Raw genomic sequence first — 18,283 nt, forward strand, 5'->3', positions numbered from 1 at the left:
TTATTCCCTAGCTTTTTTATCCTTTAAACTATCCACCATAATTTTAATCGAGCTATTCCACCCTTTTTGTGAGATCTGCATCACTTTTTCTTTATTTCTCGTCAATACCGCAGTAACTAACTCCTCATTTTCTTGTCTCAACTCTGTTAATACTTTTTCATCATTATGATGGCGACCCAAACATAAAAAACGATAACGTGATGAATGGTCATACAACATGTCTTGAATTTTAAGTAACCACGGAGATTGGCACGCCTTAATCAGTGTGAAGGTAAATTCTTTTTGAAACGCATTCCATTCAATGAGATCCAGCAGTTTATTGGGTTGTGGAGTAAGATATTTTGCATAACGATGCCAGCATGCAATAATGTCCGCTTCCCAATGTTCATCTCCATGTTGCATGGATAATTCCAGAGCACGTGTTTCAATCTGTATTCTGACTGCGTAGAGATCATATAACTCTTCTAAAGACAAAGACGGTACTGAAAAACCACACAAATCTTCAAGGTTCACTAAACCATGGCTTACCAGCCGAGATAAAGCTTCACGCAAAGGGCTGTATCCCACCTCATAGCGTTCTTTTAACTGCTCCATTTGTAATTTTTGTCCAGGATCAAAATAGCCGCTTACAAGATCGAGGCGTAATTTCTCTAATACAGTACTTGCTTTTGATTGTTTTATTTTAATTTTGGACATATTCCGTGCATTTCACTTCAATCATGCAGACAGTATCAATTATTTTCGAAAATTTGTAAATAATCGAAAATAAAATAAGTAAACGAATTGATTCGTGCTGATAATACCTCGTGAATTCAAGCCCTACTATTTATGTCAACTCCTTTAACTTATGCGTTTTTTAAAGACTCTCTTTCGGTTAATGTACACTTAGTAAATGCTTTTTCAGCAAACCAACGAGCGTACTCATTAATATCTGGTGTCAAGAATGCCTTAAAGTCCCATCCCAATTCATTGTGATTAAAAGGTCCTAATTCAATATTCTTTGCTTCGGCAAGTCCTCTTATCATCCATTCGACAATTGCTGAATTTCCTCGGCCTACAGGTTGTAATCGTGCAAGGCTGTATGCGAGTTTTCCTGCATTGACTAAAAAATCATTTATATCCTGAGCAGGTTCCCAATTAAAACATGCTTGAAAATAAGGGTCGATTAATTCAAATTGCACCTGAAAATAACTGGACTTATCACGATAATCCTCAGCAAAAGGGGTAAAACGATGATCAATCACAATGGAGGTTCTACTGTCGTCCTTACCATAATCGTTAAAAGTAATCGTAAGGACCACATCATCTTCAATAAATGGAGACTTGGAAGCTGCGTTTTTTTTATGCGCCAATTCGCGTTCATCATCAGTCATTTTAATCGTAATTGTGTATTTTGTTCCTTCGCCTGATTTATCCGGGTATCCTTTTACCTCAACGTTCTCCCTGTTTTGATGAATTAAATCGGATAGATGCGCATAGATCATATTTTTTTGGGTTGGTAAATCTTTAGATAAATTAAAATCATCTGTAGATACAAAACCTGCTTTATTAATTAATCCGAATTGATGTCTCAGCGGCCCATGTTTCAGTGCTTTGGCTACTTCACGCCGTTTATCAGCCAACCAAGCATAAGTACAACCTACTTGAGAACGCAACATATCTGGAGGACAATGAATGTCCTTATGAACTTCTGGCGGTACTTTTGGAAAAGAGGACGCTCGTTCACCCAGCTCATGAATCACTTTCTTGCTGAATTCAAGCCATGCATCCTGTTTTTTTGCATCAAAATCTTTTAGCCGATCTTTAGAGGAAGCGGTACTCGTATCTGTAGTATTTGAAAATAAAGTATTGCGATGCACTCCTAAGGGTTGCTCCATTTTTTTATCGGTCATAATAAACTCAGCATGTTTAATTTATTTTAATTATAGATGCAAAAAATACACTTACCCTTAAGGAGATTAACTGACTCATTTGAAAATTTGACATCGTCCTTCTATATTTATTTTTTACCTTTAGTTTCTGAGAATTTGATTTAAGACCCGCATTTAAAAGTTCATTGTTTTTTTAAGGCGCAATACATAAAAATAAAAAATGGAGCTTGCTTATGGATACAACTGAACACACGGAACTGGGTGATGCATTGCGATTTCAAGACTGGAATGTCTTAAAAGACAATCCATACATTGATATTGAAAAAGGCAGCTTGCATTTGCACTTACAAGGAATTAATGAGATTGGTCTTCCTGAACCCATGGGATTAAATGTATCCGCGGGTGTGATTATCGCCATGTCGGGTGATTATTTTGGCGGCAAAGAAGTTTCATTAAATTTGCCAAGCATTTGTGAATTTAAAGAAAATCCAAAGGCTTTTGATAGTACAGAGGCATGCAAAACTTTAGGAAAATATTTAATTAAGTCGCCAGTTACCGAAGACGAGGAGCAAAAATTAATTAGCTCTTATCACCGATTAGCGAATAACAAAGTCAAACAAAGTGATATTGACACGATTTATACAATTAACAATGCCAATTACATTCCGTTTTCAAGCACATTAAATTTCTACGTACAACAACTTATGTTTGCGCTTAGAGTAAAAAACTACAGTGACATTTTAAATAGAAATATAGCGCATTTTACTCCATGGTCAGTTCGTGTTTATACTATTGGCCATCATATAGCATTGAACTATGCGCGTATTTATTATGAGTTAAAACAATTTCTGGCTCATGCAGATTATCAATCAGAAAACAGCGATTTCAATGCATTACTCCAGATACTCAGACAAACTCCTAATGGCCTGGATCGTGAAACACTAGAGGATTTAGCCCATCGTTATCAGGCTTTGTCTTTGGGAATGGAGTTTTTTTGTTTTCACTATTATACCGATCATTTTGCTGCTGGCCATGTTTCATTTATGGGTGATTTACGAGCCTTACTTCCACAGCGCTTTGGTGTTTGGGGCAGCATTTTAGTTAATAACTTGCATGATGAACTTAACAGGATAGCCGTCTACACCAAACGCGTTTATGACCCAACACCCGATAAAAGCGAGCCTCCAATTGCAACAAGTGGTGATGGTGATTTTGATATTGCAAATAATTATTTTAACAAACAAGCATGTCTTGCAGGAATGACTTCCTCATTACACGATTTACATCAAGTATTTAATGGAAGCAAATTGCCTGAACAGTCACAATATGGCGGCCTGGAACAAATGCCTGATATTGACTATCAATACCGCCAACCGCAGCCCTTGCTCTTATTAGGTAAAGACAAGAAAATTTATTATCGTACTGATCTCAATCAGATTGACACCTTGTCGCCATCCCAGTTACAAGCAACATATGATGATCCATTACACCATGGATATACTGAATTAAGTAATAAATTCGAAGCATTTTCCTTGGTTTTCAAACTCCGAGCTCTGCCCTTTATTTATACCAGTCAGCTCAAAACACTTACTGCCGAACAACTTAAATTCCTGGAAACAGAAGAATTTGAACTTAATCCAGAAAGAAGACCTATACCCCAGCCACCTATAGTTCTTGGGCAAAAACCAGTTGCTGTACCGGTTTGGCAACAACCTGCGACGAATCACACCGTGATGCAGGCCTTGGCAAAGAATGGCTTCCTGTCTACTTCCGGGAAAAACCGTTCATTGGAAGAGAACGTTTTACAGATAGAGGATACATTGAGTACACATGCACTCTAAAGAAAGCATAAAGCGAACAAGTTGGGTCGTTCGGCCTGAGGTATCGTCATCAGTTTTTCATTTAAAGTTAAAGTTTCTCTACGTACCGCGCTTTATGCGCGTACGTAGGCGAAAAAATTATTGGAGGCTCTTATAAAAAAGTGACGAGCCCTCAGGCCGAACGACCCAACTTGCTTGCTTCCTTTTCATCGCATTAAATCGAATTTTCCAGAGTAGAAGTTTTTCCTAAATCAAGGAGGTGTCCTGTAGATGCCGATTTAAAAAGAGAGTATCGTTGGCGCGGTGACGGTTCATTATCATCTCTAGATATATGAAGTGGCTGAGTGACTTTTATGCTGTCTGGCACAACGTGCTCCTCTTGTTTCGAGCTCTCAACAATTGGTTTGGTCTGTTGTTGTTCTTTTAGCTTTTCTAACTCTGCTTTTAAAAGTTCAACTTCGAGTTCCGCAGTCTGTGCTTGCCGCAGGAGCGCACTATTCTCTACTTTCAATCCAGAGTTTTCTTGTTCAAGCGTCCTAATTTTCAATTGGTCTGCATCGTGTTGTTCCAGTAAGTCTATCTTAAAATTAATGCTTGTAATTAATTCCTCCAGTTCCTCTGTTTCTTTTTTCACCACGTCTGGTTTACATAATTTATCCATTTTCTTTTTATCTAATCCTCTCCAACGGCTGATCAGATTTTCAATCCCTGGACGTTCGACAAACCAGTAAACACTGAGTGCTGCCAAGCCAACGGCAACCCCTGCCACAACAATCGGCCATGCCGTTGCCGTCATAGTAGTAACAAACAAAGCCGCAATGGCCAAGGCTACTGTTTGGCCGGCAAAAAAACCACCACTAAAAAATAAAATTCCCGCAACCCCTGCTGTGATGTATTTAGCCGCTTGTAAATAAGGATTATTCGCAGCTGACATCAGATCCTGTCGAATTTGTTCTAAGTCTTTATATCTTTGCAGTAATACTGCTGCAAGCTGACGATCCTCTTCAAACTCTTCCTTCGTTTTCTGGGCAGTTTTGGCAAGACGCATGCGAATGGCTTCTATCTGTTTCACTTCATCAAGTAAAACATCCAGTAATTTTTTTGTATCTGTGGATTTAATACCCAAATTTTTGGAAATTTCTACCAAATCAAAACTATAAAATACAATCATGGAAAGAACTGAAAATAATGTTCCTGCCACAAATAAAGCAATGGTTGGGATTGAAGAAAAAGCACCCAACATTGCAGTAATACCATCAAACCCTTCGCAACCAAAATAAACAGTTCCCGCAAGAGCTAATAGTGCATATTTAGCTTTTGCAGATATGCCTCCTTTTTGAGCTTCCTCTTCTGTGTGTCCAGGATTTAATGATTTATGTATATCTTTTAATAAAGAAGTCCGCAATGAGGTAATTAGAAAAAATGCCTGGTGATTGCTTGCAGTTTTTGAGGTGGATTCCAACCATGCTAACAGAGTTTTTTTATCAATTGTTGCTTGCTTTGTGATTGTCTGAACAAAGCTTGGATCTATTGCACCTAATTGTGCAATTAAATCTTTGGTTGTTACACTCAGATCAATCGTCATCTCACCGCCCCCTAAATTACTGGACTTATTTGCTGTTAAGCAAAAATAAGGGAATATTTCATATGATACTGATTATTTATTAAACAAACCTTAAATTAAAGAGATGAATTGTAAATAAATGCCCTATTTTGTTAAATAAAAGTAAAATTGCTCCTGTTTTGGAGCGCATTGATTGCAAAGTCATGATGAATTTCTTGTCTCATTGATTTGGAAACGTATTTCAAATCGACTCTAATGATAGTTCCTTGCCTTAATTTGCACATTAGAAGGAATCCATGCCATTTCTTCCGATATACCTACTTTTTTCTATTGGAGTTGCTGCATTCAAACTATTGGGCTAGAGTGGAACTTGTATTGGAATTCCTTAAAAGTAACTAAATTTAGTTACTCTTTTGAAAGCTAGGCGAGTAATTGTCATTATAAAAATTAGGGAGTTGACTATGGTGGTATTATATTCTTATCCAGAACTTTTTGGACTTCCAGATAATAACCCCTTTGGCTTGAAAGTGGACACTTTTCTTAGACTAACCCAAATAGATTACCAGCATGAACATATTATAAATACCCAGCATGCACCACGAGGACAGTTGCCTTACCTGAATGATGAGGGACAAATCCTTACTGATAGTAACACTATTATCCAATATCTTTCGCAAAAATATGTTGATTTGGACCATGGCTTAACTGCAGAACAAAAGAATATCCATTTTTTAACTACACGAATGTTAGATAATCATATGTATTGGGTTATGTCCTATTCGCGTTGGCAAGATGAGCAGTTCTGGCCTTTATTCAAAGCTGAATTTTTAAAACAATTTTCCGAGTTATCTGAAGCCACTCTTGAGCAAGTCAGAAAATATAATATTGAAAAATATCATTACCAAGGGATTGGTAGATACCCCACCGAAGATATATATCAATCAGGCATTGATGATTTACAAGCAATTCTTTTCATTTTAGGAAATAAAGATTATCTATTTGGAGATAAAGTGCATGCACTAGATGCCTGTTGTTATGGGTTTTTAGCCAATATTCTCTATTTTGAGATTGAAACGCCACTGAAGAATTTTATAGTGCAAACCCCTTTACGAGATTATACCAATCGCATCAGAAGGTTATTGGGGTATTGATAATCTAATAAATAATCCACTTAATTTTTATTCCAAATCGCGTCAAGGGCTTTGAGTTCAATTTCGGTTAAAAGTTCATACTTATTAACCGCATGAGAAGTATGATTTGGATAATGTTCAAGGCATTTTTTTATCAGTTTTAATAAATCTTTCTCATTTATCGGTTTGGTAATAAAATCAATGGCTCCAGCTTTTATCGCTCGCACAGCCATGGGTATATCCCCATAGGCCGTAATAATAATCACTTTGAGTAAGCTATTTTGACCTTTTAATTTTTCGAGTAGTTCAAGACCATCTATATCTGGCATACGGACATCGGTAATCAAACATCCTATATGTGAAGGATTATATTGCTCCAGAAAATCGGTTGCATTCGCGTAGGTTTTCACTTCAAAACTCATCGAGTCAAAAAGCCATTTCAAAGCACGCAATACGTTCTCATCATCGTCAACAATATAAATTGTCTTATTCATTGTGAGACTCCAAAAATTGATTAGGTAATCTAAAAGAACTTACAGTGCCCTCACCAGAGGTATTTCTTTCTATTTTGATGTTTCCGCCATGTGCCTCAATAATTTTTTTACAAATATTTAACCCAAGACCCAAGCCGTATTCTTTGGTGCTGTAACATGAAATAAATAGGTTATCGAGTACATTTTGCGACACCCCAGGCCCATTATCAACAATAGTAACCAATACATCCGTGTCATAGTTTTTTATCTTGATAAGCAAGCTAGGATTCACAGTTTTTGCATCGAACATCGCTTCAAAGGCATTATTAATAAGATTTAAAAAAACTTGTCGCATTTGATTTCGATCCAAATAAACTTCAGTTAAATCCTCATCAAACTCATATTGAACTGTTCCAGAAAAATTGGAATAAAATTTAGACAGGATGACTGACTGCTTTGCCAACGAAGTTAAATTAACACGCTCAAAATGTAATTCTCCATGAGTTACAAAACGCTTCATTCGCTTAATAATGGTACTTATCAATTCAACTTGTTCTAATGCTTTCTGGAGCACGCTTATAAATTCATTTGTTCCTTTATCCTCTTGCTGTAAACGCAAAATACTTCCTAGTAAGTAAGAATTCAATGCCAATAATGGCTGAGAAATTTCATGAGATAATGAAGATGCGGCTTCTCCTGAAAAATAACACCTCGATATACGTTCGAGCGTCGTTTGTTGTAATTTAATCAATTCCTGATTATGTTTTTGTTCCGTAATAAAATGCCAGGTACCAATCATTTTAATTGGATTATTCTCTTCATCACGGATGTAACGCCCCCGAGCTGATACCCATTCATAATGACCTTTGTTAGATAGAACACGAAAATCGGAATAATGATCCTCAAAATGAGTTAAAGAATTGACTAATGTATTGGCAATTTCCTCTCGATCATCTGGATGAAGTCGTATTATAAAATGATCTATATGTCCTACTTCACTGGTCTCATCTAAAACAGACAAAGATTCTGAGTAACCAAAATCAATGATTTCGTTTGTACCCAGATCCCACTGCCAAACATTTAATTTGCCAACATCTAACAATTCCATTAAGTAATCATGAGAGATTTCATAGGAGAGGTTATTCGAAAAAAGATCTTCGGAGCATTTCTTTTTTAAATCCAATGATATCTTGGAGTTTATCATCATGTCCTCTATTCGCTACAGTTGCTGTTAAACAAAAACTGTTTCTTTCACTTTTGAGAATCATACCACAGTATCTTATTCTTGCTAACTATATTCAATTATAAGATAACGCAATGATTTTTATATAATTTTTATTTTAAGGTCTATAACCACAACTAAAGGATAACGGTGAAAGTGCCCTAGGGGTATTGTCTTTTTTTTGATGAGAACCTTAAGTATTGAACCCTTATTCAAGAAATACTTTACTTACTACCTCCCTGCCAATCCCGCAAACAAGTCGAGGGGGAGGGGTAGAAATAAAAGATAATGAAAGTGACACTACTTGAGGTCAAGTGACCTGAAAGATCGTCAGTTTTTCATTTAAATTTCTCTACGTACTGCTTAAATTTCTCTACGTACCGCGCTTTATGCGCGGTATCCAGAACAATATTTTAAGATGCCGCTGAGCATTTCTAGAGCAAGATCCCCTGGATACCGCGCATAAAGCGCGGTAGGTAGGCGAAGAAATAAGTACGGTATGTAGGCGAAAAAATTAAGCGCGGTACGTAGACGAAAAAATTAGTGGAGGTTTCTCATCAAAAAACTGACGTTACCTCAGGTCAAGTGACCCAAACTTTGCAAGTCCTCCAAGTCCAGCTTAATCAGCAAGTAGGTAAGGCTTGTAAATGGGCTCCCATACATTGTTAGCAAGCTCTTCCTCAAATCCTGATTCATTAACCCCAGCAAGACCTTCCGAGATCGCCTGTTTTCCTACGGCTTTTGCAACAGCAAAACTAATTGAGCGAAGGTGTGCAAGTGGTGGCAGAAGGTTCGCTGATTTATTTTCCCGAGCAGGAGAGCATGCTGCAAGAGCAAGTGCAGCAGCCTTAATCATTCCATCAGAAACTCTTTTTGCTTTAGAAGAGATAATACCTAAAGCTAAGCCTGGAAAAATATATGAATTATTTGTCTGATCAATATAATACTCTTTTCCATTGAATTTTACGGGATCAAAAGGACTTCCTGTTCCGATTAAAGCCCGACCTTCCGTCCAATTGAGAAGATCTTTAGGTATTGCTTCACTATGAGAAGTTGGATTGGAAAGTGGAAAAATAACCGGACGATCCGTGTATTTCGCCATAGTGCGTACTACCTCTTCGGTAAATGCCCCTTGTTGTGTTGAAACACCAATCAGTGCTGTAGGTTTGACATTACGAACCACATCAAGTAATCCGATTTCCTCAGAATTGGTAACCTGCCAACCTGCCACCTCCGAACGTTTACGGGCAAAGGCTGCCTGAGCAGCAGTCAATCCCTTACCACCTTCTACAAGAAGTCCATACCTGTCTACAGCATAGATACGATCGCCTGCTTCCTGATCGCTTAATCCGGCGTCTCTAAGCGCACCACGCATCAATTGGGCAATTCCATAACCCGTGCCACCGAAACCTAGGAAAACAATTTTCTGGTCCTTTAGCGGAATTCCAGTCACATTAATGGCAGAAAGCAGAGTCCCTGTTGCCATAGCAGCAGTTCCCTGGATGTCATCATTAAAAGTGCACAGCTTATCCCTATAGCGCTCCAACAACCGCGCCGCATTAACACCTGCAAAATCTTCCCATTGGAGAAGAACGTTTGGCCAACGGCGTTTAACCGCAGATACAAACGTATCGACAAATTCGTCATACTCTGCACCACGAATACGATTGTGTCGCCAACCAATATAAAGAGGATCGGCTAATCGCTCTTCATTGTCGGTTCCCACGTCCAGAAGAATAGGCAAACAATATTGTGGTGGAATACCCGCCAAAGCAGTATAAAGTGCCATTTTACCTATTGGGATTCCCATTCCACCGGCTCCTTGATCACCGAGACCAAGAATGCGCTCGCCATCACTCACGACGATACACTTAATTAAGTCATAACGTGGATGAGAAAAGATTTGATCAATCAAATTCTTGTTGGGATAACTAAGAAACAGCCCCCGAGGCTTGCGGAATACTTCACTGAATTTTTGACATCCCTCCCCAACCACAGGAGTATAAACAATGGGCAACATTTCCTCGATGTTATTAATGATCAACGAGTAAAAAAGGGTTTCATTATTATCTTGGAGATCGCGTAAGAAACTGTACTTTTCTAAAGTGGTCGGCAATTCGGTCAAGCCATCGTGGCGGCGTTTTTGCTGCTCTTGCAAAGTACTCACCTGGGGCGGTAACAAGCCATGGAGGGAGAAAGAGTCCCTTTCACTATCGGTAAACGCAGTGCCCTTGTTCAATCTGGAATTATTCAGCAGATTATAACCTGTCAATCGTGTTTTGATGCTGCCATCTTTGAGATATTGAGTATCATGATCTGATTTTTTCATTTTCAAGGTCCTTTTTAATGAATATCTATTTTAAAGCCTGAATGGAGACATCTCCGTAAACGTTTATTCTGGCAAAGGAATGAATTCATGTTCATCGCCAGGTATTTTTCCAAACTTTCCTTCTTTCCAATCCAATTTGGACTGTTCAATTCTTTCTTGCGAACTGGCTACAAAATTCCACCAAAGATACCGACGTTGTTCAAGAGCCGGTCCCCCCAAAATAATCATATGTACATCTGAGAGCGCCGTTACTTTGATTTCCGCTCCTGCTTTAAGAATAAGCATTGTTGTGGCATCATATTGGGTAGCCCCAAATGTTATCTTACCATTCAAAATATGAATTGCCCGTTCTTCTACTGTTGATGGAATGATCCACTTGGCATGAGCCTTCAATTTACATTCAACAAAAAGCGCCTCATTTTGAGTGATGACCGATGATTTTAATCCCATCCATTCTCCCGCAATGATTCGCAAACTTATATTTTTATCTTCATTGTGCATAGGAATGGCACTTTTATCATAATGGGTGAATGAAGGGTTCGTTTCCTCTTTGTTAAGGGGCAATGCCAACCAGCATTGGATACCAAAAAAAGGGTGGGGGTAGAAACGATCCTGGTGCGGCGTACGTTCGGAATGAGCAATCCCTCTGCCAGCAGTCATCATGTTCACATCACCAGGGACAATGATTTGATGACTGCCGAGCGTATCACGATGTTCCAGCTTTCCAGAAAATAAATAGGTCAGGGTTGATAAACCGATATGGGGGTGCGGGAGTATATCAATGCCTTTGCCCATAAGCAGTTCACTAGGCCCCGCTTGGTCCCAGAAAACAAATGGACCTACAGTTCTTTGTTCCCTCGATGGTAAAATGCGATCTACTCGAAACCCGCCAAGATCAACTGATCGAGGAATAAGTGCCATGCTCACTTGCTCGGGACATCCTTGAGTCTCACATAGGGGGTCCTTTGCATTAAAATAGCTCATTTTGGGATTCTCCCTGAATCACTCTAGAACACAATATTGCGCTGGCGTATTTGAAATAAGCATAGCTCAAATTAGGAATTAAGGAGAGTACCGGATAGATATGAGCAACCAGGGTACACAGCACGCAGTTCTCCTTATAGATGGCGTGAAACAGTATATAAAGCCATTTTAATTTTTCTTACATCTTTGCTTAAATTTTGCTGCAAATTTATCGAGCATATTTTGCTTTAACTAAGTTTTGCCTGCAGTAACATAAGTAGTGATTAATTGATTAAAACATGGCTGCAGTGAACCTTGATCGGGCAGTTCTTGGGTCTCTTCAATGGTTCCTAAATCCACATAATTTAATTTCAATTGCGCATGGGAGTTCACCTGATAATATGCTTTAGCAACGCAGCAAACGGCACATGCTGCTAAATCATCATAAGCTTTAACTTTGGGGTCTAACTTCTTGGATAGTGCCAGAAGATCATAGGCGGGGTAAGATTCTGGAAGGCACTATGGGTTTGTTATGAAACATTAAATCCATAGGAACAGCCCCATTAATTTTTGCTGCAAATAAATAGAAAACACAAAAACATGAATCTTCCCGTTTGCTTAAAATCATTCCTCAATAACTCAGCCACTCCAGCATGCCATCAAATCAATCATATTGCGAATTATGAAATTTTATTCAACGGAATAAACCATCCCAGTTTGAGCTCCTTCGACACTTTTACTATAAGCCAAAGCAACTCGATTAACTGGAACCGGTTCAAAACCACGAAAAAAGGGTGCATACCGATTCATTGCTTCGGATATTACTGTAGGACTTACTGCATTGATACGAAGATGATGAGGTAATTCAATCGCTGCGCTTCTTACAAAAGAATCGATTGCCCCATTTACCATAGCTGCAGATGTTCCCATAAGGATTGGATCATGGCTTAAAATACCGCTTGTTAAAGTAAATGAACCGCCTTTATTGATGTATTTGTGGCCAATTAATACCAGCCTGACTTGCCCCATCAATTTACTATTCAGACCAATAGCATATTGTTCTTCAGTAAAACCCATTAACGTTTCAAAGTATACTTCACCCGTTACAGCAACGACTGCATCGAACGAACCTATTGATTTGTAAAGCAATTCAATGGAACGTGCATCTCTAATGTCAACTTGAAAATCACCACTAGTATGTCCGACTGTAACCACTGTATGACGTTGTTTGAGCTCTTTACATACCGCGTCACCTATTAATCCGGTTCCACCTACTACAATAATTTTCATTTGTCTTTCCTTTTTAGAGACCAGTCATCAACCCATCATTCTTATTGCCATTGGTTTTTCTCTTTTTACTCTAAACCATATATTTGTTCCAAGATGTCATCGATACCTTTTTGGGCAGCAGAAATTGCTGCAGCAGTTTTACAATTCATTTGATTCGCGTCATTCAATAATCTGTAAGAACGATGTAGATTGGTTCTGGCATTAAACCAGTATTCTTTTAAGATAAATTTTCCACTATGTTCTACTAATTTTGCAGATTCTTGTATTATGGATGAGCAAGGATTTGTTTGATTAACATTTAATTCCTCAATTTTTTGCGACAGTTCATAGCATTGATTCGCAAGATAGGCTTTCTCTTCATCAGGCATACTGTAGGCCGCAAGCGAAAATAAGAAAAAGGAAGCACAGATAAGAAGTTTTTTAAGCATTTAATCATCCCTAATGAATTTGAGTCCAAAATGTTCACATGAAAATTTTACATGGGATTTCTAACTTTTCAATCCTCATTAAGTAATTTCATTTCATTTACAAATCGACTCATAAAGTTATTTGATGTACAATTAAAATCCATAATGTCTTATAAGATAAACTTCATGTATTCCCATATATACCTATCAACAGTACAAGCAACGGATAAGGAAGATTTACGCAGAAGAATAAATGAAGCACATATTGACCCTAAAATGAGCGATCATCCGTTGCTTACGCCGGCGGCTGAATTAGCATTAAAAGGACAATTTAAGCAAGTAGAATGGTTACGGGAGCTAGGTGCAAGCGTTGATTCCATTGCCTATGCTTATGCAATAGCCGGAAAACACGATAAAGTCGATGACTACCGCAGACTGTATAAAGCAAACATTGACATCATTGCTCAAGGCTATGCTGTAGCTGGAAACACCCTGATGGTGGGAGAGTATCAGGCGAAATATAAAGCAAGCGTCCATGCAATCGCCCAAGGATATGCTTTTGCAAAAAATGATGACCAGGTTGAACACTATAGAAAAAAATTTAAAGCCAGTGTTCATGCAATTGCTGAAGGCTACGCTTGTGCGGGTAATCATGAGCAAGTGCTTTATTACTGGGAACACCATAAAGCAAACATTAATGCCATTGCTAGAGGTTATGCTTTAACGGGACAACATACACAAGTCAAAAACTATCAGACCCCAGCAAATGTTCGTTCGATTGCCCAAGGCTACGCAATAACAGGGTATCACTATCAAGTTGAACAATATCGTAAGAAACATAAAGAATGCATCGATGCAATTGCCCAGGGCTATGCAATCACTGGGGATCACGCGAAAGTTGAAGAATATCGAACGCGATATAAAGCAAGCGTTCATGCGATTGCCGAAGGTTATGCTCTAGCAGGAAATCATATAAAAGTTGAAGAATATCGGATCAATCATGGTGCAAAACCGCTAATGATTGCCAAAGGCTATGCTCTCGCTGGAAATCATGCAAAAGTTCAAGAATATCGGACAACACATCATGTAAGCCTGTTTTCAATTGCTAAGTATTATGCTTTAGCAGGAAATTACGACCAAGTTCATTACTATCAAAATCTCGCCGATACAAGCCGTGATCAAAACTTCAGTAAAGCAATGATTACTGCAATTGTTCAAGGTTATGCTTTGGCTGAAAATTACGATAAAGTTGAAGAGTATCGGAAAGACTATAAGGTAAATGTTGATGTGATTGCCCAAAGCTATGCTATGGTTGGCAATTATGAAAAAGTTGATGAATATCAAACCAGGCATGGAGCCCGAGCTAATCCGATAGCACAAGGCTATGCTTCAGCGGAAAATCATGACAAAGTTGAAGAATACCGTACAAAATTCAACGCAGATGTTAATGCGATTGTTGAGAGTTACGCTTTAGCTGGCAATCATGCAAAAGTTGAAGAGTATCGAACCAAGCATGGAGCTAGTCTAAAGGCAATTATTACAGGTTATAATCTAGCTGGCAACAAGGAAAAGATTAGAGAATATGACATCAATAAGCTTTTATCAGGCTATCTGGAAGATAGAGAAAAAGTAGTTGATTCTTCAGGAAAAATTAAGGAATATTTCCATGATTTTTTCTTTTGTGTCCAGAAAAGCCTGACGCAAAAACGCAATGCTGTTAAGGAGATCCAGCGTGCATTGCAGGGCGAGAAAGTTGTTTTCTCCGAGGAGCATATTGCCACTTTGAGAGATGGTAATTTAGGCAAAGAATTAAGGGCCTTCGTTAAAACCGGTAAAGCAAATGAACTCGTCGGTAAGGAAGTGCATACAGTTAGAGAGTTTGTGGATGCTCTGCAGAATAATTTTTCTTCTCAGTTAAAAACCTAATTACTCAAAGACTAGATTCGATAGATACAACTCATTGCAATCTCACCTATTTTTTGGGTATCTGCTAGTCCTCATTAACTAAGATACAAAAATGGATTTTTTCATCGAAACACATTATTTTAACTTTTGCTTTTCTTGATGAAATAACAATATAAATGACAAGGACTATTATGAATCGATTTCCCAATAAATTATTCCCCTGTATCTTAGTTATAGCAGCGAGTACTTCTGCTTTTCCTTCAGTGGCGCCGATTGAAATCAATCTTGAGCCCAATAAACCCATGGTTTTAACAAATACAAATAAGCAAGCAATCTCCATGTTATGTGAAGTACATTTGGTCTCAAGCGCAAAAAACTCGATTTCTATTCAGGTTCTAAGTGGAAAAGGCAAATTCAATGGCACTACCTTTAAACAAGGTGACTATTTAGTCTGGACTCTAACCAACATGCAACAAATTCCAGTATTGGCAGATCCTGGCACTAAAGCTCAGGTTACCGATTTAGGGACTCATGCAGTAAGAGCACTGTGTAATTAGATAGATATTGTAAATGGATCCCTGCCTACGCAGGGATGACAGCTTTTGAGTACCGTAACGCAGACAAGCCAGTCCAAGATTCCCTTGTTCCGGCTCTCTTTTTTTAAAACATCGTATTTAGCTGAAATTGTGATAAAAACTAAATTTTCAAAAAGTTATAGAATACCGGCACGATATTAGCTATGCTCAATGTCAAGACAGTGCTATTTACAATCAAAGGAGTGACATATTATGAATCGGTCTTTTTTAAAGGGAATCAGTATTTTTGCTCTTACAATACTGTTTTCCCTATCAGCTAATGCAGATTCTGCAGGGGGAGACCTTCAAACGCGTTGTACGGATGCCTGGATGAAAAAAGCAGATGAAGCAAAAGACAAAGTAGATTTTAAGAATTTTGGTGAAAAATATTGTGCTTGCGCGGTAAAACAGCCATTAGATAATGAAGTGGCCTTTCAAAAAGCAGTTAAGCTATGTATGTCAAGAACTTTGCTGCATGATACGATGGATTCCATCGAAGATGATGTCGGCTTGAGCAAAGCAAAAGATAGTGATATTACTGATTATTGTAAGGACAGATGGGAACTTATTCTCCCCAAACCATCTGACGAAGATAAAAAATTCATTACTGCCTATTGCGAATGCGCTAAACCTAAATTAGTCGAACTACTCAAAAAATCAAATGATATGACCGATAAACAGTATTATGACGCAATTGATGGTGTTGCGGATGTGTGTGCTGATAGTGTCGTCGCATCCAAGCCTTCCTCAACAAATTAAATAAAATTAGCCCCTCTCCACTCATGAGAGGGGATATTCCCAATCCCAATCGAAAGTACTCAACGATGCATTTACACAATCACGTGGGATCTGATACATGAACCGAAACATTCTCCAAGAATAAATAAGGCTTTCTTAGTGAATTAACCAATTTTCTACCCCAGCACATTTGGCAGGGAATAAACCTTTTGATGCAGGCAATTTTTTCTTTGGTGATGTGAATCATACAGATTCGAAACGCAATATGATATTCCAAACCTGCACCAATTTTCATTGCAATAGCATCACAATTGGGTTCGATAATCTGAGTTGCTAATGCGTCCGTTGCAAGTAGTGATGCCTCAGGTGTTAAATGACTATAAAGTTGGCTAAATTCCCTATCATAAAAAACCATCTCTTTTTCCAAACAATAAGCATATCTCTCTCGAGTAAGCGTGAATTGACATTTGCCACTGTATCTAAGATAAGCAACAGTTGCATATACCTGCCCCGAAATTAAAAAAAGACATAAAAAAACAATACGGTATGTTTTTTCCACACTACACTCCCTGTTTCAATAGTTCGGCTACATACATATTTCGAGTTAATGAAAGCGTACCTAATCCACTATAAATGTTAATGCAACATTAATTCAACTAATCGATGTGATATGATAAATACTCGCTAAAAAGAGATAGTCTGCGCATGAAATACACTAAATATGGTTACAGGATAAAACAACTCGCTGAAGAGGATGGATATTCCTGGTTATTTTTGCCTGGTGGTCCAGGACTGGGAGCGGAGTACCTCACTGATTTGTGTAACAAATTGCATTTGCCAGGGTCGATTTTTCTTTTAGATTTCCCCCAAGATGGTTCCAATACCCAAGGCGAACTGAACTTCAAATATTGGCAAAACGGTTTAATTGATTTGTTAAAATCCTTTCCCAAGCCGGTATTGGTCACCCATAGTTTTGCAGGAATGTTTGCGTTAAATTTTCCCGAACTAAAAGACCAGATATCAGGACTGGTGTTAATGAATACCACAACCAAAAACAGTTTTTTTGAACATGTAAGCGCCATGCAACAGCAACATCATTTACCTGATTTGGTTCCTGCAGCCACTCAATATCATTTAGCCCCATCAGATGAAGCATACAAAGAATTCTGGGATACTTATAAATATTATTGTTTTACTGCGGATGAATTGAAAGAAGGGGAAAAAATCATCCCTCTGTTTGCTTTTAATAATACAGCTTATTATCATGCCATTGAACATTTTTATCCGGATTATTCCTGCAAATGGTTTCCCGAATCCATACCCACAATGACCATTGCCAGCGAAAATGACTTTATTTGTCCCCCAAAAATCTTCCTGGAAAATAAAGGATTCCAAGGGAAAAACAATATCAATAAGATAATAGCTCAAGCAGGCCATGTGCCTTGGTTAATGGCTCTTAATCAAGTTCAGCATTGCTTTAATGATTTTATAATGATGCTGAATTCTGCAACAATGAATGAGTAAGAGGCGCTATTTTTTTATTTTTATTGAGGGAACACAAATGTATCCGATTACAACCCTTACCGGCTCATTATTAGCACTAGGCTATATTTATCTTTCACTTCAGGTTATTAAACTGCGACGCAAATATAAAGTTGTCTTGGGTTGTAACGAATTTACTGAGTTGGAAATGGCAATAAGAGCACACGGCAATTTCAACGAATATGCTCCCCTTATTTTAATATTACTTCTTTGTGCTGAAGCAAACCAGGCAAACTGGATAGTTCTGTTAATCTTGGTTTTTTTCTTTATCGTAGGGCGAATTATCCATGCATATGCGTTCCTTAAAGAAAAGCACCATCTTAAATATCGTATGCAGGGAATGACTATAACCTTTATCGTGATTATCTGCCTTTCCTTTTTAAACTTGAGCCTTCTCTTTCTCAAATAAGAAGGGTTACATATGTGTCTCCCTTCTTTGCTGTAACGAAACAAA

The 18,283-nt window shown here is 38.1% G+C and carries 18 protein-coding genes; 7 read left to right on the plus strand and 11 right to left on the minus strand.

Annotated elements, in window-relative coordinates; genetic code table 11:
• A complete protein-coding gene (locus tag LXO92_RS00230) occupies nt 1-696 on the minus strand; it encodes an FCD domain-containing protein (protein WP_182350754.1) in 696 nt (231 codons plus the stop codon).
• Between the two features lie 149 nt (nt 697-845).
• The gene (locus tag LXO92_RS00235) at nt 846-1,892 is read right to left on the minus strand and encodes a hypothetical protein (protein ID WP_304608168.1); all 1,047 of its coding nucleotides are present in this window, start codon (nt 1,890-1,892) and stop codon (nt 846-848) included.
• Nucleotides 1,893-2,104: 212 nt separating this feature from the next.
• On the opposite strand from LXO92_RS00235, the gene LXO92_RS00240 reads away from it, so the two are divergent.
• Nucleotides 2,105-3,712, plus strand: a complete 1,608-nt coding sequence (locus LXO92_RS00240) for a hypothetical protein (RefSeq protein ID WP_232890089.1) — start codon at nt 2,105-2,107, stop codon at nt 3,710-3,712.
• 193 nt (nt 3,713-3,905) lie between these two features.
• On the opposite strand, the gene LXO92_RS00245 is transcribed toward LXO92_RS00240, so the two are convergent.
• A complete protein-coding gene (locus LXO92_RS00245) occupies nt 3,906-5,276 on the minus strand; it encodes a hypothetical protein (RefSeq protein ID WP_182350757.1) in 1,371 nt (456 codons plus the stop codon).
• 440 nt (nt 5,277-5,716) lie between these two features.
• Between LXO92_RS00245 and LXO92_RS00250 the strand changes: the two genes are divergently transcribed.
• Entirely contained in the window at nt 5,717-6,406 is a 690-nt protein-coding gene (locus LXO92_RS00250) for a glutathione S-transferase family protein (protein ID WP_232890090.1), read from the plus strand.
• Nucleotides 6,407-6,426: 20 nt separating this feature from the next.
• Here the strand turns inward: LXO92_RS00250 and LXO92_RS00255 are convergent, their stop codons facing one another.
• The 7 genes from LXO92_RS00255 to LXO92_RS00285 all read right to left on the minus strand — a co-directional run bounded on the left by LXO92_RS00255 (nt 6,427) and on the right by LXO92_RS00285 (nt 13,090).
• A complete protein-coding gene (locus LXO92_RS00255) occupies nt 6,427-6,879 on the minus strand; it encodes a response regulator transcription factor (protein WP_182350759.1) in 453 nt (150 codons plus the stop codon).
• Nucleotides 6,872-7,966: a sensor histidine kinase gene (locus LXO92_RS00260; protein ID WP_232890091.1), complete on the minus strand. Its 1,095-nt coding sequence runs from the start codon at nt 7,964-7,966 to the stop codon at nt 6,872-6,874. Before LXO92_RS00260 ends, LXO92_RS00255 begins: the two co-directional genes overlap by 8 nt.
• Before the next feature lie 733 nt (nt 7,967-8,699).
• Nucleotides 8,700-10,409: an NAD-dependent malic enzyme gene (locus LXO92_RS00265; protein ID WP_182350760.1), complete on the minus strand. Its 1,710-nt coding sequence runs from the start codon at nt 10,407-10,409 to the stop codon at nt 8,700-8,702.
• Nucleotides 10,410-10,472: 63 nt separating this feature from the next.
• Nucleotides 10,473-11,393, minus strand: coding sequence for a pirin family protein (locus tag LXO92_RS00270; protein WP_232890092.1), 921 nt, complete (start codon nt 11,391-11,393; stop codon nt 10,473-10,475).
• Nucleotides 11,394-11,624: 231 nt separating this feature from the next.
• Nucleotides 11,625-11,765 (minus strand): hypothetical protein, encoded by a 141-nt coding sequence (locus LXO92_RS00275; RefSeq protein WP_182350762.1) that lies wholly within the window; start codon nt 11,763-11,765, stop codon nt 11,625-11,627.
• 297 nt (nt 11,766-12,062) lie between these two features.
• Nucleotides 12,063-12,662, minus strand: a complete 600-nt coding sequence (locus LXO92_RS00280) for a short chain dehydrogenase (RefSeq protein WP_182350763.1) — start codon at nt 12,660-12,662, stop codon at nt 12,063-12,065.
• 65 nt (nt 12,663-12,727) lie between these two features.
• Nucleotides 12,728-13,090, minus strand: a complete 363-nt coding sequence (locus LXO92_RS00285; RefSeq protein ID WP_182350764.1) for a hypothetical protein — start codon at nt 13,088-13,090, stop codon at nt 12,728-12,730.
• Between the two features lie 165 nt (nt 13,091-13,255).
• Here LXO92_RS00285 and LXO92_RS00290 point away from each other — a divergent pair, with 165 nt between their 5' ends.
• The 3 genes from LXO92_RS00290 to LXO92_RS00300 all read left to right on the plus strand — a co-directional run bounded on the left by LXO92_RS00290 (nt 13,256) and on the right by LXO92_RS00300 (nt 16,308).
• A complete protein-coding gene (locus LXO92_RS00290; protein WP_182350765.1) occupies nt 13,256-14,995 on the plus strand; it encodes a hypothetical protein in 1,740 nt (579 codons plus the stop codon).
• Nucleotides 14,996-15,165: 170 nt separating this feature from the next.
• Nucleotides 15,166-15,531, plus strand: coding sequence for a hypothetical protein (locus LXO92_RS00295; protein WP_182350766.1), 366 nt, complete (start codon nt 15,166-15,168; stop codon nt 15,529-15,531).
• Nucleotides 15,532-15,762: 231 nt separating this feature from the next.
• On the plus strand, nt 15,763-16,308 hold the full coding sequence (locus tag LXO92_RS00300) for a hypothetical protein (RefSeq protein ID WP_182350767.1): 546 nt from the start codon (nt 15,763-15,765) through the stop codon (nt 16,306-16,308).
• Nucleotides 16,309-16,387: 79 nt separating this feature from the next.
• Here the strand turns inward: LXO92_RS00300 and LXO92_RS00305 are convergent, their stop codons facing one another.
• A complete protein-coding gene (locus LXO92_RS00305) occupies nt 16,388-16,846 on the minus strand; it encodes a hypothetical protein (RefSeq protein ID WP_182350768.1) in 459 nt (152 codons plus the stop codon).
• 146 nt (nt 16,847-16,992) lie between these two features.
• On the opposite strand from LXO92_RS00305, the gene LXO92_RS00310 reads away from it, so the two are divergent.
• Together LXO92_RS00310 and LXO92_RS00315 are read left to right on the plus strand one after the other, a co-directional pair.
• Nucleotides 16,993-17,811 carry an alpha/beta hydrolase family protein gene (locus LXO92_RS00310; RefSeq protein WP_182350769.1) on the plus strand — a complete coding sequence of 273 codons (819 nt, stop codon included), beginning with the start codon at nt 16,993-16,995 and terminating at the stop codon, nt 17,809-17,811.
• A 37-nt stretch (nt 17,812-17,848) separates the two neighbouring features.
• Nucleotides 17,849-18,238: an MAPEG family protein gene (locus tag LXO92_RS00315; RefSeq protein WP_182350770.1), complete on the plus strand. Its 390-nt coding sequence runs from the start codon at nt 17,849-17,851 to the stop codon at nt 18,236-18,238.
• Nucleotides 18,239-18,283 lie beyond the last annotated feature (45 nt).

The organism is Legionella resiliens, from assembly GCF_021344005.1.
Lineage (GTDB): Bacteria > Pseudomonadota > Gammaproteobacteria > Legionellales > Legionellaceae > Legionella > Legionella resiliens.